Here is a 13,946-nt window from a genome sequence, read left to right on the forward strand (position 1 = left end):
GGTTAGACCAGCCTTAGCTCATCGCCATCAACATTTTTGTCGGCTGCTCTAGGTAGTCTTTCCACAGGTTGTTGAAACGGGCAATGGTGCCGCCGTCGATGACGCGGTGATCGCCAGACCAGCTTACCTGCATAATGGCTCGAGCCTCGACTTCACCCTTGGCATTAAAGCGCGGCAAATGCTGCAGCTTACCCAGGGCCACAATGGCCACCTCAGGTTTGTTGATAATAGGCGTCGCCGTGGTACCGCCGATAGCGCCGATATTCGAAATCGAAATGGTGCCAGACTTAAGGTCCGCCGGCGCCACACGACCTTCACGGGCGCTGTCCGTAAGACGCGTAACTTCGTTAGCCACATCAACAATAGACTTGTTCTGTACCTGCTTCACGTTTGGTACCAATAGACCCAGTTTAGAGTCAACGGCCATGCCGATATTGTGATCGTCAAAATACGTCAATTCGGTGCAGTCATCATTCACCTGGGCATTGAGTATCGGGAATTCCTTCATGGCCAATGACAATGCCTTGATGAAGAATGGCATCATGGTGAGTTTCACACCTTGTTGCTTATACTCTTCTTTCATGCCACCACGCAGGGCGATAAGATCGGTCAAATCGATTTCATCGCTGTAGGTGAAATGCGGAATAGTCGACACCGAGCGCACCATCTGTTTGGCCATCGCCGCCTTCATGCCCTTAATAGGCTCGACGCGTGTACCACCGCTTACTGGAGCTGCTGGCGCCGCGCTTGTGCTGGTTGCTTGCTCCGCAGGCTTAGCAGATGCACCACCGGCAATAAAGCGTTCGATATCTTCTTTAAACACACGACCATTCTTGCCTGAGCCAGGAACCGTGCTGATATCCACATCCAATTCACGAGCACGACGACGTACCGCAGGTGAAGCCAGGGCTTTACCTTGGGCCACAGGTTCGCTTGATGGCTTATCGGCATTGGCTGTTTGTGCTGGTGCAGCTTGAACAGCGGCAGCCGCATCAGTGTTTGCAGCATTAGCTGATGAACCCGCGATTTCCATCTGGAACAAGGGGCTGTGTACCTTGGCAATATCGCCTTTTTGGTAATACAGCTTCATCACCTTGCCATCGTACTTGGCCGGGATCTGTACCAGCGCCTTATCGGTCATTACGTCACAGACGGGCTGATCTTCTTTGATCTCATCGCCTTCGCTGATAAGCCATTCAACCACTTCACACTCGACGATACCTTCACCGATATCCGGCAGGATAAAGTCTTCAAGGGCAGAGCCTTGAGCAGCCGGCGCTGCTTGGGTCGCTTGTTCGGCAACCGGCGTTGCAGCTGCGCTGCTTTCCTCGCCGGCCACATCCATGGCAAACAAGGGTGCATGCACCTTGGCGATATCGCCCTTGGCGTAGTAAAGCTCGGTGATCACGCCATCATGTACTGCGGGGATCTGAACCAGCGCCTTGTCCGTCATAACGTCACAAATTGGCTGGTCTTCTTTAACCTCATCGCCCACGGCGACTAGCCATTCAACCACTTCACACTCGACGATACCTTCGCCGATATCTGGTAGGATAAAATCTTTAGCCATGCCTGTCCCCTTAAAACTCAACCGCGTTTTTAATCGCCTCGAATACCTTTAAGGCATCTGGGATATATTCTTTTTCTAGTGCCAACGGATATGGAGTATCAAGACCACATACTCGCGCAATAGGCGATTCCAGGTGTAAGAAACACTCTTGTTGGATGGTGGCAACTATTTCGGCACCAAAACCATTAGTAATCGGCGCTTCATGACTGACCACCAAACGACCGGTTTTCTTCACTGAGTTGGCAACGGTTTCTACATCCCATGGCAAGATGCTGCGAAGGTCGATTAGTTCAACACTAATGCCCTGCTCTTTAGCCTTTTCAGCGGCGGCACTGATGATTTCCATCTGCGCACCCCAGGCCAACACGGTCACGTCTTTACCTTCTTGCACTACTTCGGCTTTGCCAAGCTCGATGCTGTAATCCTCTTCAGGCACCTCACCGACCGAGGCGCGGTATAGACGCTTAGGTTCAAAGAAGATCACTGGGTTGTCGTCTTTAATGGCCGCACGCAGCAGGCCCTTGGCCTGATAGGGGTCGCGTGGCACAACGATTTTCAAACCCGGGGTATGAGCAAAGTAGGCTTCCGGTGATTGCGAGTGATAAAGACCACCGGCAATACCACCACCGTAAGGAGTACGAATGGTCAGGTTGCCCACATTAAATTCGTTGCCACTGCGGTAACGGAACTTCGCTGACTCATTAACGATTTGGTCAAAGGCCGGGAAGATATAATCGGCAAATTGAATTTCGGCAATGGCCGGCGCACCGAAGGCGGCAAGACCATTGGCGAAACCGGCAATACCCTGCTCGGTTAGCGGGGTATTGAAAACACGGTGCTTACCGTATTTTTCCTGCAATCCAGAAGTGGCACGGAACACGCCACCAAAGTAACCCACGTCTTCACCAAAAATACAGGCATGATCATTCTCGGCCATGGTGATATCCAGGGCTGAGTTAATGGCATGGAGCATATTCATTGTTTTCATTATTTGATTCTCCCTGCTGTAATTGGGTAAGCGTCCGGGTACTTCTTAATATGAGATTTCAATTGCTCATATTGCGCCTGCAGGCTTGGAATTGGCGTGTTATATACATCACTGATCAGATCTTCAAGCGGTGGCTTGGCCACTTTCTCGGCAACTTTAAGCGCATCCAGGATCTGTTCACGCACCTGCTCTTTTACCTTCTCGTCTTCTTGCTCGTCTAACCAGCCTTGAGCCACAAGCCAGGTACGGAAACGCGCAACTGGGCAATTTTCGCGATAGCTCGCTTCTTCATCTTTCGAGCGGTAACCACTTGGATCGTCCGACGTTGAGTGCGCGCCAAGACGATACGCCAAAGATTCGATGAGTACCGGCTCACCGGTTTTGGTTGCATGCTCACGAGCGGTTTTGGTCGCCGCATAGACGGCAAGGGCATCACCACCGTCAACACGAATGGTTTTAATGCCATAACCCACACCGCGTGAGGCGATACCGTCGCCGGCAAATTGTTCTTCCGCCGGGGTAGAAATCGCATAACCATTGTTACGGGCAAAGAAGATCACCGGGGCCTTATGCACCGCCGCCATGTTCAAACCGGCGTGGAAGTCACCCTCTGAGGCTGCACCTTCACCGAAGTAACAGATGGTAATGTTATCGATTTCGCTATCAAGCTCGCCGCTTTGCTTGTTGATATGCTTAATTTTTTGGCCGTAGGCATAACCGCTTGCTTGCGGAATTTGCGTGCCCAGCGGCGAAGAGATGGTCATATAATTCAATTCGTTAGAACCATAGTGGATCGGCATTTGACGACCCTTACCCAAGTCCTTCTCATTGGAGAACATCTGATTCATGAACTGTTCGAGGGTAAAACCACGGTAGCGCAATGCCGCTTGCTCGCGGTATTGGGCCATGATCATGTCGTTATCGTCTAGCGCCGCAGCACTGGCGGTTACCGCCGCTTCTTCACCAAGACATTGCATATAGAAGCTTACACGGCCTTGACGTTGTGCCGCTTGCATACGCTCATCCAGGGCACGAATAAAGCGCATGGTGTCATAAATTTTAAGTGCCGTTGCTTGATCGATTTCAGGCACGGTGGCGCCTTCGCTTACACCGCCTTGTTCGTTAAGGACACGGTAAGTGGGTATATTCAGCGCGTGGCTGTCGATGAACGCAAGTTCGTGACTGATATTCAACGAAACGTTATTGGGGTTAGTCATAACCTTCCCTTCTCTTGTTGTCATGTCACTAGGCACAGGTTTGTTATTGTGGCTTCTGCGTTAACGTTAAATCTGAAATAAACAATTCAACCGCAGTGAGTATGTAGAATAATATTTCTACACTTGGTGCCTAGTTTAAATTATGCTTCCGCCACTTTACGTCAACGTAAAGGCTTATTCAACTAATCATAGCCGAATAATTGCATCATTGATAACGCCGGGTTGGCAAGTTCGGTGTACGCCTCATAACACACTGAAATGATTAAATATTATGAGGCGAAGTGGTCTGATCAGATGAATTCATCCGACAATTCGGTGGGTACAACGGTCAGCAATGCACGCTGCCCTATAGCGACCTTGGCATTGGGGAAAATAATGGCTTCGCCATCAACCTCGGCGCGTATTTCTTCGCCACCGTCATGACCTAACAACTCACCTTTGGCAAAGCCGGTAAAGTTAGGCACGTCGTCGGAAAAGGTGAAGGAAAAGTCTTCATGATGACGATTAATGGTGCGATACACTGAGAATAACTCCACATCTTCCGCCTTTAATGGTGGATAGACGACCTCATCCTGGCTAATAAGCGCCGCCAGCGTCTCTTTGGCCTTGGCAAAGCGCGCCATATCGTTTTCGCCAAATGGACGCACCTTACCCAACTCTATGGTAAAGGCATCGGCACCAAAGTGGCGAGAGGAGAAATAGCTAAAGGTTGAAGCCGGCTCCGCCATCAACAACACGGTTTGCACCCCACAACTGATTAAGAATTGCAGCTGTTCGCGCTTGTGCGGTTTACCGTGTAGAAACGGGTAAACGGCAAACTTTTCATTTTTCGAGTCACGAATGGCGGTATGCAGGTCATAGTGGGCGCGATAGCGTCCCTCGCCTGGCGCGGTAAAAAACGCTTCAACGTATTCTTCCAGCTTTTTCGCACGTTCACGCTCTGGGTTCGTTACCTCACCCACACTGTGTTTACCGCAGAACAAGCGATTGAGGTTTTCATCGACAAAGCGCTCACCAATATTAATGGACTTGGGGTTGCCGAAAATAAACATCACCCGATGAGTCAACTCAAGAGTACCGGCAATAATGGCTCGGATAAGCTGGTCGCAAATTTCAATGGGCGCGGTTTCATTGCCGTGCACGGCGCTGGAGAAGATAAAATCCTTGTTGCCGTAGTGCTTCGGCTCGAATTGGATCACCCCAGTGTCAAGGACCTTTACATCGGTGCCATTATCAAGCGTGAACTGGGTTGGCGCCAAGGTGAATTCATTCTCACGGGTAATTCCGAGGAAATCGCCACTTTGCTGCAGACGTTGTAAATACATAGTACACCTTCTACATATGATGCCACCAAGGGGGTGGCAAAGTTTAGATAGCAAAAAGCCAGTCAAACGACTGGCTTTGTTTTAATTACGGGGCTTAAGCAATACTGGCGTTGACCAGCTCAATGGCAGCTTGTTCTAATTGTGCCAGGTGTTGCTCGCCCTTAAAGGATTCAAAGTAGATCTTATAGATATCTTCGGTGCCCGAAGGACGTGCCGCAAACCAACCATTTTCGGTGACCACCTTAAGGCCACCAATGGCGGCATGATTGCCCGGTGCCTCAGTTAACTTGGCAACTATAAGTTCACCGGCCAGCTCGGTGGCACTGATATCGTCACCGCTTAATGCTTTAAGCTTTTGTTTTTGCTCTGAATTTGCAGGAGCATCGATGCGTTTGTAAAGCGGTTCACCAAATTTGGCGACCAGCTCGCGATAGTATTGCGACGGTGTTTTACCGGTCACCGCAAGGATCTCGGCGGCCAATAGGCCCATAATAAAACCGTCTTTATCTGTACACCACACCGAGCCGTCGATGCGTAAAAACGCCGCGCCGGCACTTTCTTCACCACCAAAGCACAGGGCACTGCTGTGCAGACCCTCAACAAACCATTTCATGCCTACCGGCACTTCGACCAGCTCTTTGCCATGGCTGGCCACCACCTTGTCGATGATAGCGCTTGATACAAGAGTCTTACCTACCTTGACGTCCTCTGGCCACTCGCGATGGGTCAACAGGTAGTCGATGGCCACTGCCAGGAAGTGGTTAGGGTTCATCAAACCATCCTTGGTAACAATGCCATGACGGTCAAAGTCGGGATCATTACCTATGCCGATATCGAATCTGTCTTTAAGACCAATCAGGTTGGTCATGGCGTAAGGCGACGAGCAGTCCATACGGATTTTGCCGTCTTTGTCTTGCGGCATAAAGGCAAAACGTGGGTCGATGACGTCGTTCACCACGGTCAGGTTTAAACCGTATTGCTTAGCGATAAGCGGCCAATAGTTGATGCCCGAACCACCAAGTGGGTCAATGCCCAGGCTGATACCGGATTTGGCAATGGCATGCATATCCACTACGTTGACAAGGTCTTCGACATACGGGGTTTTCAGGTCCACATACTTGATAAAACCGGAGCGCACCGCCTGCACATAAGGAAACAGCTCGACTTCAACCAGATCTTCCGCCAGCAGCTGGTTCGCTCTGTCCTCAATCCATTTGGTGATCTCTGTGTCCGCCGGGCCACCATTCGGTGGGTTGTATTTAAAACCCCCATCCTGTGGCGGATTATGTGACGGCGTCACCACGATGCCATCGGCCAGCTCGCCCGGGTGGGCTTGGTTATGACTCACCACCGCATGACTGATCACCGGCGTTGGTGTGTAGTCATCCCCTTCTTGGGTGATGATCTGCACCTCATTGGCAACCAAGACCTCAATGGCAGAATTAAACGCTGCCTCAGACAAGGCATGGGTGTCTTTACCCAGGAACAAGGGGCCAAAGATATTGTTTTGTTTGCGGTAATCGCAAATAGCCTGAGTAATGGCCAAAATATGCGATTCGTTAAACTGGGTATTCAAGGAGCAGCCACGATGGCCCGAGGTGCCAAATGCCACACGCTGTTCGGGGTTTTGCTCAACGTCAGGTTCATGCAAATAATACGCACTCATCAGCTTGGGCACATTAATCAGCTCTGACTGAGGGGCGGTTTTTCCAGCGTTAGGATGAACGGCCATACTTGGCTCCTTATAAATAGTCGCGAATGGTTTCAGCTTGTTCTTTGCTATAACCTAACTCCAGAGCCACCTCATGCAGCATCATTTTCTTGCGCGTGGTGTTGGAGTTAGTCATCACCCAATACGGGCTGTCGTCTATGTTCTTTGGATTTAGGCTGCTGCCGCTGGCCTGAAGCTCTTCTTTGCTGGTGGCAAAGTAGCGACGGTCACGACCTTTAATATTCAAGACACGTTCAAAGGTGGTTTTGTGGCTGCGGTGAAATGCCGCAAGAATAAATAAGAAGCGACCCACCACCCCTTTTTGCATCGCCAATTCTTCTTTATTAAGAATATCGAATACCGACCCTTGATTGCTGGCCTGTGCTTTAGCAGGTGCACTGGTTGCCACTGTAGCAGTCTCTGATTGTTCTAAGCCGGTTGCGTCAGCCGATGTTGCGGGTGCAGTTGTCACTGCAGGGGCAGGCGCGGCCGCAGGCACCGAATCGGCGCCCGTATTGTGCAGATTCAATAAACGACGCAGAATAGTAGAGGCACTCTCGCCAATACTTTGGGTGTTGCTGGCGATATATTGATATAGCTCGTCGTCTATTTCTATTTTTTTCATGATATTCCTGTCATTACTGCCATGTCTTTCACGCATGCCAGAATTATACCCAAGTTACCTGAATAAGCTAGGGTATACAGAGCATCATCTCGGTATAAATACGCCAGTTGATTTACCTTCAAGGTTGCAAATAGGCCCTTAGCTCGGGCACAATCCCTGCGTTTTCCTAACCCCAAATTGGCATATCTATGTTACTTAATTATGAACAAAGCGGATTAAGTGCCGAGCAGGCGCCGAGCGTTATCGTTATCCATGGCCTGTTTGGCTCCCTCGACAACTTAAAAGTGGTCGCGCGGGCGCTGGGCGAGCACTTTCATGTGGTTAATGTGGATGTGCGCAACCATGGTCGTTCATTTCACAGCGAGCAGATGGATTATCCGGCCATGGCCGAGGACATCATTGCCCTGCTCGCCCATTTAGGCATAGACAAAGCCCATTTGGTGGGCCACTCCATGGGCGGTAAAATTGCCATGCAGGTGGCGCTCACTAAACCCGAATGTGTCGATAAGCTGGTGGTCTTGGATATCGCCCCGGTTGCTTATCATTCTCGCCACGACGCCATTTTTAAGGCCCTGCATAGCGTGGCCGAGATCGCCGTGCGCTCGCGCGCTGAAGCCGACGCCCTGATGAGTGAACACATTGACACTATGGGCGTACGCCAGTTTTTGGCTAAGAGTTTGAGCAAAACTGACTCGGGCGCCCTGGGCTGGCAATTTAACCTGCCGGTGCTGGCCTCACAATATCAACAAATTCTCTCTGCCCCAGTTGCAAATGATTCTTGTTTGTGTGATACACTCTTTATCAAGGGTGCCGACTCGGATTACATCGATAGCCCCTACCGCGATGAGATTATGCGCCTGTTTCCCAAGGCCAAGGCCAAGGTGATTCAAGGAGCCGGACACTGGCTGCACGCGGAAAAACCGGTGGCGGTGAATAAGTCCATTGTTGATTTTTTAACTCGTTAATCCATATCAATAAATTTGTGTGTTAAGCGCACTATACTGATGTGGGTCGAAACGCGCATTATGGCCTAAATTATTCGTTTTTTATGTGCTACAATGCGCGCCGTTTTACAAATAGGTAGCAGTACATGGTCGACCAATTAATAAATGGACTAGATACCCTTGGGTTGTATTTTGGCCTTGCTGGCATCTTTTTTTTCATCGGCATGGCAATTCAAGACGTGTTGAAAAAAGGCGATGTGCCTAAATTTGGCCGTTATGTTGTATGGCTTGTATTATTTTTAGGCTGTTCCGGCTTTATCGCTAAGGGCCTTATTCAGGTGTTTTGGCAAGGAGCAGGTGTGGGTTAACCATGGCCAAGTCAGAGCTAGATAGAACGACGCTCGATTTATTCGAGTACGAGCGACGCCCGGGTCGTCCAAAAACAAACCCGCTCCCACGGGAGTTACAATTAAAAGTTAATAAGCGAAACCAGCTTAAGCGCGATAAGGCGCGAGGCTTGAAACGCGTCGAATTTAAAGTTTCATCGGAGCTGTATCAGGCATTAAATGATATGGCGGATGCGCAAAATATTAGCCGCAGTGCGTTGATTGAAACCATTTTGCAAGAACGATTGGCTATAGATACATAAAAGGTTATTTATTCATGGCAAGTGTAGGTATATTTTTTGGTAGCGACACGGGTAACACTGAACACGTAGCAAAAATGATCCAAAAAGAGCTCGGCAAGAAACTCGTGGCCGTGCACGATATCGCAAAAAGTAGTAAAGAAGAGATCGCAGAGTTTGACTTGCTGCTATTTGGTATCCCTACTTGGTACTATGGTGAAGCTCAGTGTGACTGGGACGACTTTTTCCCTGAATTAGAAGAAATCGACTTCGAAGGTAAACTTTGTGCCATCTTCGGTTGCGGCGACCAGGAAGACTACGCCGAGTACTTCCTAGATGCCATGGGCATGGTTAACGACATCATCACCGAGCGTGGTGCCATCGTTGTCGGTCACTGGTCTACCGAAGGTTACGACTTCGAAGCCTCAAAAGGCATGGCCGATGACAATCACTTTGTTGGCCTGGGCATTGATGAAGACCGCCAGCCGGAGCTAACCGAGCAGCGCGTGAAGCAGTGGTGTGCACAAATTCATGACGAAATGTGCCTGGCCGAATTAGCCGACTAAGTCTTTGCCGGGCAAGTTGAACTTGGCTTTACACTTGCCCCCTAAGCACGTTATTGTTAATTTTTAAAATGCGTCGCGCGCACTGGGGCAAAGTCTGCCTTATGTGCACAAAAAGAATCATAATTGAGAACACGTTGAATGACTGATCATAACCTAGAGCTCAAAAAAGCTGGCCTTAAGGTCACGCTCCCACGGATCAAAATTTTAGAGATCCTTCAGTGCCCTGATAACCAACATATCAGCGCCGAGGACGTCTATAAAATCCTGCTCGATAACAGTGAAGAAATCGGTCTGGCAACTGTGTATCGCGTACTGAACCAATTCGACGACGCCGGTATTGTAACCCGTCACCACTTCGAAGGCGGCAAATCGGTATTTGAACTTGCCGGTTCAACGCACCACGACCACCTGGTGTGCTTAAAGTGTGGCCGCGTAATCGAATTTGAAGACGAGCTAATTGAGCAGCGTCAGCTGGAAATCGCCAGCAGCAATGGCATTAAGCTGACCAACCACTCACTTTACCTGTATGGTGAATGTGTGGACACGGATGCGTGTAAGCAATACGCATTAGAAAACGGCTAAGCGCCCTTTTCACTCACATTAAGCCTGCCTAGCGCAGGCTTTTTTGTGTCTGCTTTTAAGGTGTTGATAATGAGGCATTAAGGTGTGTTGCGTGGGTTGCGGTTATTTCCAACCTTGAAGCCATTTTTCTTGGCTTTTCAATTCAGTCCAGTCTATTAAGTACTCGTTCTTAGACAGAACCGCTTCCAATTTACAGGAAATGACAGAACCCTCCTCGTCGAACTCAATTTCTGATACTAAGAAATGCTTTTCTCGATTCATCGGCTTCACTGCTGTCCACTTACTATGGTGTAATTTAGCCGGGTTAATGCGGTTCATGCCCACTCCAAAACGTTCTGACTGTATTTGCAAACAATGAGTTTTACGAAGCTTCTAAGACTCAAGTTCAGTAATTTTGAATGTTAACAGAGAACACCTAACGTTAAAGTTAAAAGCAAGACGTTTTTCAGGTCCTTTTTGAACGCCTTGTAAGCGCCAGTGGCAACACAAACAGCATCCGTTATCACCGCTCCAAACGGGTATGAAGAACTGCCATTGGTGACACAGTCAAGGAGTTTTTGTACGTGCAGGCAAGCACCTCAAAAGTGCAAGCCCAGCCACTGCAGAGAAAACGGATGCGAGGAAAATTCCCAGCTTAGCACTGTCAATCAGGGTCTTATCGAAAGCTATGTTCGCAATGAACAACGCCATGGTGAAGCCGATTCCGGCGAGCAGGCTCCCCCCGGCCAATACCCTCCAGCTAAGTTCAGGTGGGCGAATGGCGATGTGCAAACGTATAGCCAGCCAACAGAACAACAGGATACCAATAGGCTTACCAAGCACGAAGCCTAGGTAAATTGCTACTGCGAGCAAGCTTTCCACTTCGCTGAACGTGAGTGGCAATCCAGAGTTCGCAAATGCGAACAGGGGCATGATGACAAAACCCACCCAGGGATGTAGCGCCATCTCCAGACGCTCCACTGGAGATAGCGTTTCACGCACGGCAATTTCGGCCATCTGTAATGTTTGACGATCCTTGGTATCGCCGCTGCTTTCACTGCTTGCTGGATGCGCAATAACCTGACCCAATATCGCGTACAACCGCTTATCGCTGACCCATCGACGCGCCGGCGTCATCAGGCCGAGCATCACGCCTGTGATGGTAGCGTGGATCCCGGATGCATCCACGGCAAGCCAGATGACCAGGCCCACGAGAAAGTACAAAGGAAAACCACGAAAACCGAGCCTTGCAATTACGCGGATACTCACTAGGCCAAGCGCAGCCATCACCAAGGGCCACCAGGCAATATCACTGCTGTAGCCGATTGCGACGACCAGTATGGCGCCGATATCGTCAACAATCGCTAACGACAGCATAAACACCCTTAAGCTTTGAGGAACGCGTGAGCCAAGCAGGGCGAGGCAACCGATAACAAACGCTGTGTCAGTTGCCATGACAGTGCCCCATCCATGCTGGCCGGGCTGTCCTGATTGCAGTGCCAGATAGATCGTAGCGGGAACGATCATACCGCCCAGCGCAGCGACTATGGATAACGCGGCCATGCGGGGCTTGCTCAACTCGCCGAGAACCAACTCCCGCTTAAGTTCCAATGCGACAAGAAAGAAAAACAGCGTCATCAGGCCATCATTGATCCATTCCCGCAGTGAACGGGCAAACTCGAATGAGCCAACCTGAAGACCTATTTGTGTCTCCCATGCGTGTTCGAACGAGTCAGCCCACGGTGAGTTGGATACAATGAGTGCGGCAACAGTGAAAAATAGAAGAATGGCCCCACCCGCTGACTCAATACGCAAGAAGCGCACAAAGGGGTTGGTCAGCCGATCAGCAAATTCCTTCGGTAATCGGGTGACTCCTGAATTGTCTTGCTTACCTGTACCCATAAGAAGTCGTTCCGACTGTCAAGGGCCAACGCCGAGGTTCAGAGGCGATCTGCCCTTGTGAAAGTAAGGATGCGCAGCGGGTCAAACTTCGCCTGCAAGCACTTAATATATTTCGTTTTCTACGATACGCTCAAAGCGAAAATAGGCAAATTTCTGCACCCTTTGGGCCGGGGTGATGTGCTCCTCTATTCGCTCCTCAAGCAGCCTGAACTCCGGCCCAAGCTCGGCCTTCAGCTTTGCAGCATCATATTGAACTATAGGCAATCCACTGCATTTTTCAGGGCCACCGATTGCAAAAGCAGCAATAATTAGATGACCGCCCAGGCGCAGCGCCTTTTTCAACGCCCCTACGTAACGCTGACGGTCTGCAGCATCCGTTAAGAAGTGGAACACCGCACGGTCGTGCCAAAGTGCAACCTGACTATCCGGCGAGAAAGCGGTAACGTCAGACTCAAGCCAATTGACCGCGCCGGCTTTTTCTCCCAGTCGCTTTGCCGATTTAGCCAATGCCGCACCGGATATATCTAGGACGGTAAGATTTGTGTACCCCTGATCAAGCAGTTGGTCGACCAGCACCGACGCTCCCCCACCTACGTCTATGATCGGAGACACGGGTTGGAGATGACTGTTGGCTATGAGCTCAAGGGAGAGGACCGGCTTTGCTTGAAACCAGCTGACTTCAGTCACTTCTTTGTGCTCATAGACGTTTTGCCAATGAGCCTTTCTATCAAACTCTTGCACTTACCCCTCCAGAATGAAATTGGTCTTCCCCATCAAAAGTAGCACAGGCTCGCTGTTTGGCGTCCTTTGGTTTCGGCGCTTGTTATGTGCACTGTTAATATGACTTTGGTTCATATGAGTTAGGCTCGGGAAGCAAAGGGGGGGTTGAATCAACATAAGTTAAAAATGACTGCCACAAAACAGCCGTTCTTTGATGAGTTAATTCTAATTTGCAACCCAGTCCCATAGCCGTCCTTATGGTGCCATCACGCCAAGTGTCATAAACTGCTCCACAATGTGCTTCGCGATAACTCAACCAGGCGTCCTGGCCTTTTTGAATTGCAGTTGCTGATACACTGTCTTGTGAATATCTCTCTAGACTCTTCGCCAAGTACTTAGCCATTACCTTCTCAGCCGCCACCAGATCTTTATGCATACACTGATTAATCGCGAGTGTCGTCCACGCTTTTTCACAGTCTACTTCTTCCTCAGCGAAAGCGAACAAAGGGATAAAAAGTAACAGGGGCACTAATTTTTTCATTGCTTCTCCATGTGCACATAACGCCCTGTTAATGGAAAAATTGTGTTGGCTAAAATGTGAAGCGGAGCAAAACCAAGCCAACGCAATTTTGTCCACTTTAAACAGTTTGTTATGTGCAAACTAGTAAAATCTACACTGTGATTTTGGTAACTTTTGCACACTTTCTAATGAATATACAAACTTAGCAACCCGTGATTCGTCGTCGCCAATAGGCGAAAAGCATGTTGTGGTTGATGTTTTTCCTTGAACCCCAACTGTAATTTCATAAGGAAAGCTACTGACACATATTTTTTCCAAGTCACCTGAACCTGAATTGCCCTCCGCAATATCTAATTTTGCGAGTCTGACTAGTTCAGCCTTTTCTGACTTATTTAGACTCAGTGATATTATTATTTTTTCTCTGCCATCAGCACAAAGTGAGCGTTCAAATGTACTTTGAAAAGAGTCAAAATGGTCAGAGCCCACTCTAAATGAAGCGTATTCCGCCTCATTAGTGCTAGCACATGCAGTCAAAGCAATAGCAATGAAAATTAGATATATTCGCACGAAATCCCTTTGCACTGGTCTTCCCCATCAAAAGTAGACAGGTTATTACGCAAACCGTTGCTCATACTCCAGCGGGCTGAGATAGCCTAACGCAGAGTGACGTCG

Annotated in this window: 16 protein-coding genes; 5 read left to right on the top strand and 11 right to left on the bottom strand. The window is 49.4% G+C overall.

The window, feature by feature from the left end; translation table 11 throughout:
* Positions 1 to 13: 13 nt before the first annotated feature.
* From C2M36_RS06640 to seqA, 6 genes are all read right to left on the bottom strand, one after another.
* On the bottom strand, positions 14 to 1,570 hold the full coding sequence (locus tag C2M36_RS06640) for a dihydrolipoyllysine-residue acetyltransferase (RefSeq protein WP_105254245.1): 1,557 nt from the start codon (positions 1,568 to 1,570) through the stop codon (positions 14 to 16).
* Positions 1,571 to 1,580: 10 nt separating this feature from the next.
* On the bottom strand, positions 1,581 to 2,558 hold the full coding sequence (locus C2M36_RS06645) for an alpha-ketoacid dehydrogenase subunit beta (protein WP_105189631.1): 978 nt from the start codon (positions 2,556 to 2,558) through the stop codon (positions 1,581 to 1,583).
* Positions 2,558 to 3,775 (bottom strand): thiamine pyrophosphate-dependent dehydrogenase E1 component subunit alpha, encoded by a 1,218-nt coding sequence (locus C2M36_RS06650; RefSeq protein WP_105189630.1) that lies wholly within the window; start codon positions 3,773 to 3,775, stop codon positions 2,558 to 2,560. Before C2M36_RS06650 ends, C2M36_RS06645 begins: the two co-directional genes overlap by 1 nt.
* A 290-nt stretch (positions 3,776 to 4,065) precedes the next feature.
* Complete coding sequence (gene astE, locus C2M36_RS06655) at positions 4,066 to 5,100, bottom strand: succinylglutamate desuccinylase (protein WP_105189629.1); 1,035 nt, start codon at positions 5,098 to 5,100, stop codon at positions 4,066 to 4,068.
* Positions 5,101 to 5,194: 94 nt separating this feature from the next.
* Complete coding sequence (gene pgm, locus C2M36_RS06660; protein ID WP_105189628.1) at positions 5,195 to 6,832, bottom strand: phosphoglucomutase (alpha-D-glucose-1,6-bisphosphate-dependent); 1,638 nt, start codon at positions 6,830 to 6,832, stop codon at positions 5,195 to 5,197.
* A gap of 10 nt (positions 6,833 to 6,842) precedes the next feature.
* Positions 6,843 to 7,436, bottom strand: a complete 594-nt coding sequence (seqA, locus tag C2M36_RS06665; RefSeq protein WP_105189627.1) for a replication initiation negative regulator SeqA — start codon at positions 7,434 to 7,436, stop codon at positions 6,843 to 6,845.
* A gap of 188 nt (positions 7,437 to 7,624) precedes the next feature.
* Here seqA and C2M36_RS06670 point away from each other — a divergent pair, with 188 nt between their 5' ends.
* The 5 genes from C2M36_RS06670 to fur all read left to right on the top strand — a co-directional run bounded on the left by C2M36_RS06670 (position 7,625) and on the right by fur (position 10,153).
* Positions 7,625 to 8,401 carry an alpha/beta fold hydrolase gene (locus C2M36_RS06670; RefSeq protein ID WP_105254246.1) on the top strand — a complete coding sequence of 259 codons (777 nt, stop codon included), beginning with the start codon at positions 7,625 to 7,627 and terminating at the stop codon, positions 8,399 to 8,401.
* 125 nt (positions 8,402 to 8,526) lie between these two features.
* On the top strand, positions 8,527 to 8,748 hold the full coding sequence (locus tag C2M36_RS06675; protein WP_105189625.1) for a DUF2788 domain-containing protein: 222 nt from the start codon (positions 8,527 to 8,529) through the stop codon (positions 8,746 to 8,748).
* A gap of 2 nt (positions 8,749 to 8,750) precedes the next feature.
* A complete protein-coding gene (gene ybfE / locus C2M36_RS06680; protein WP_022946544.1) occupies positions 8,751 to 9,029 on the top strand; it encodes a LexA regulated protein in 279 nt (92 codons plus the stop codon).
* 14 nt (positions 9,030 to 9,043) lie between these two features.
* Positions 9,044 to 9,571, top strand: a complete 528-nt coding sequence (gene fldA, locus C2M36_RS06685) for a flavodoxin FldA (protein WP_105254247.1) — start codon at positions 9,044 to 9,046, stop codon at positions 9,569 to 9,571.
* Positions 9,572 to 9,709: 138 nt separating this feature from the next.
* Positions 9,710 to 10,153 (top strand): ferric iron uptake transcriptional regulator, encoded by a 444-nt coding sequence (gene fur / locus C2M36_RS06690; RefSeq protein WP_105254248.1) that lies wholly within the window; start codon positions 9,710 to 9,712, stop codon positions 10,151 to 10,153.
* A 102-nt stretch (positions 10,154 to 10,255) separates the two neighbouring features.
* Here the strand turns inward: fur and C2M36_RS06695 are convergent, their stop codons facing one another.
* From C2M36_RS06695 to C2M36_RS16790, 5 genes are all read right to left on the bottom strand, one after another.
* The gene (locus C2M36_RS06695; RefSeq protein WP_105254249.1) at positions 10,256 to 10,471 is read right to left on the bottom strand and encodes a TIGR02450 family Trp-rich protein; all 216 of its coding nucleotides are present in this window, start codon (positions 10,469 to 10,471) and stop codon (positions 10,256 to 10,258) included.
* A gap of 228 nt (positions 10,472 to 10,699) precedes the next feature.
* Entirely contained in the window at positions 10,700 to 12,034 is a 1,335-nt protein-coding gene (nhaA, locus tag C2M36_RS06700; protein WP_105254250.1) for a Na+/H+ antiporter NhaA, read from the bottom strand.
* Positions 12,035 to 12,136: 102 nt separating this feature from the next.
* Positions 12,137 to 12,775 (bottom strand): class I SAM-dependent methyltransferase, encoded by a 639-nt coding sequence (locus C2M36_RS06705; protein WP_105254251.1) that lies wholly within the window; start codon positions 12,773 to 12,775, stop codon positions 12,137 to 12,139.
* A 94-nt stretch (positions 12,776 to 12,869) separates the two neighbouring features.
* The gene (locus tag C2M36_RS06710) at positions 12,870 to 13,295 is read right to left on the bottom strand and encodes a lysozyme inhibitor LprI family protein (RefSeq protein WP_105189620.1); all 426 of its coding nucleotides are present in this window, start codon (positions 13,293 to 13,295) and stop codon (positions 12,870 to 12,872) included.
* Positions 13,296 to 13,415: 120 nt separating this feature from the next.
* A complete protein-coding gene (locus tag C2M36_RS16790; RefSeq protein ID WP_158678861.1) occupies positions 13,416 to 13,841 on the bottom strand; it encodes a hypothetical protein in 426 nt (141 codons plus the stop codon).
* Positions 13,842 to 13,946 lie beyond the last annotated feature (105 nt).

The organism is Pseudoalteromonas sp. T1lg75, assembly GCF_002964705.1.
GTDB lineage: Bacteria > Pseudomonadota > Gammaproteobacteria > Enterobacterales > Alteromonadaceae > Pseudoalteromonas.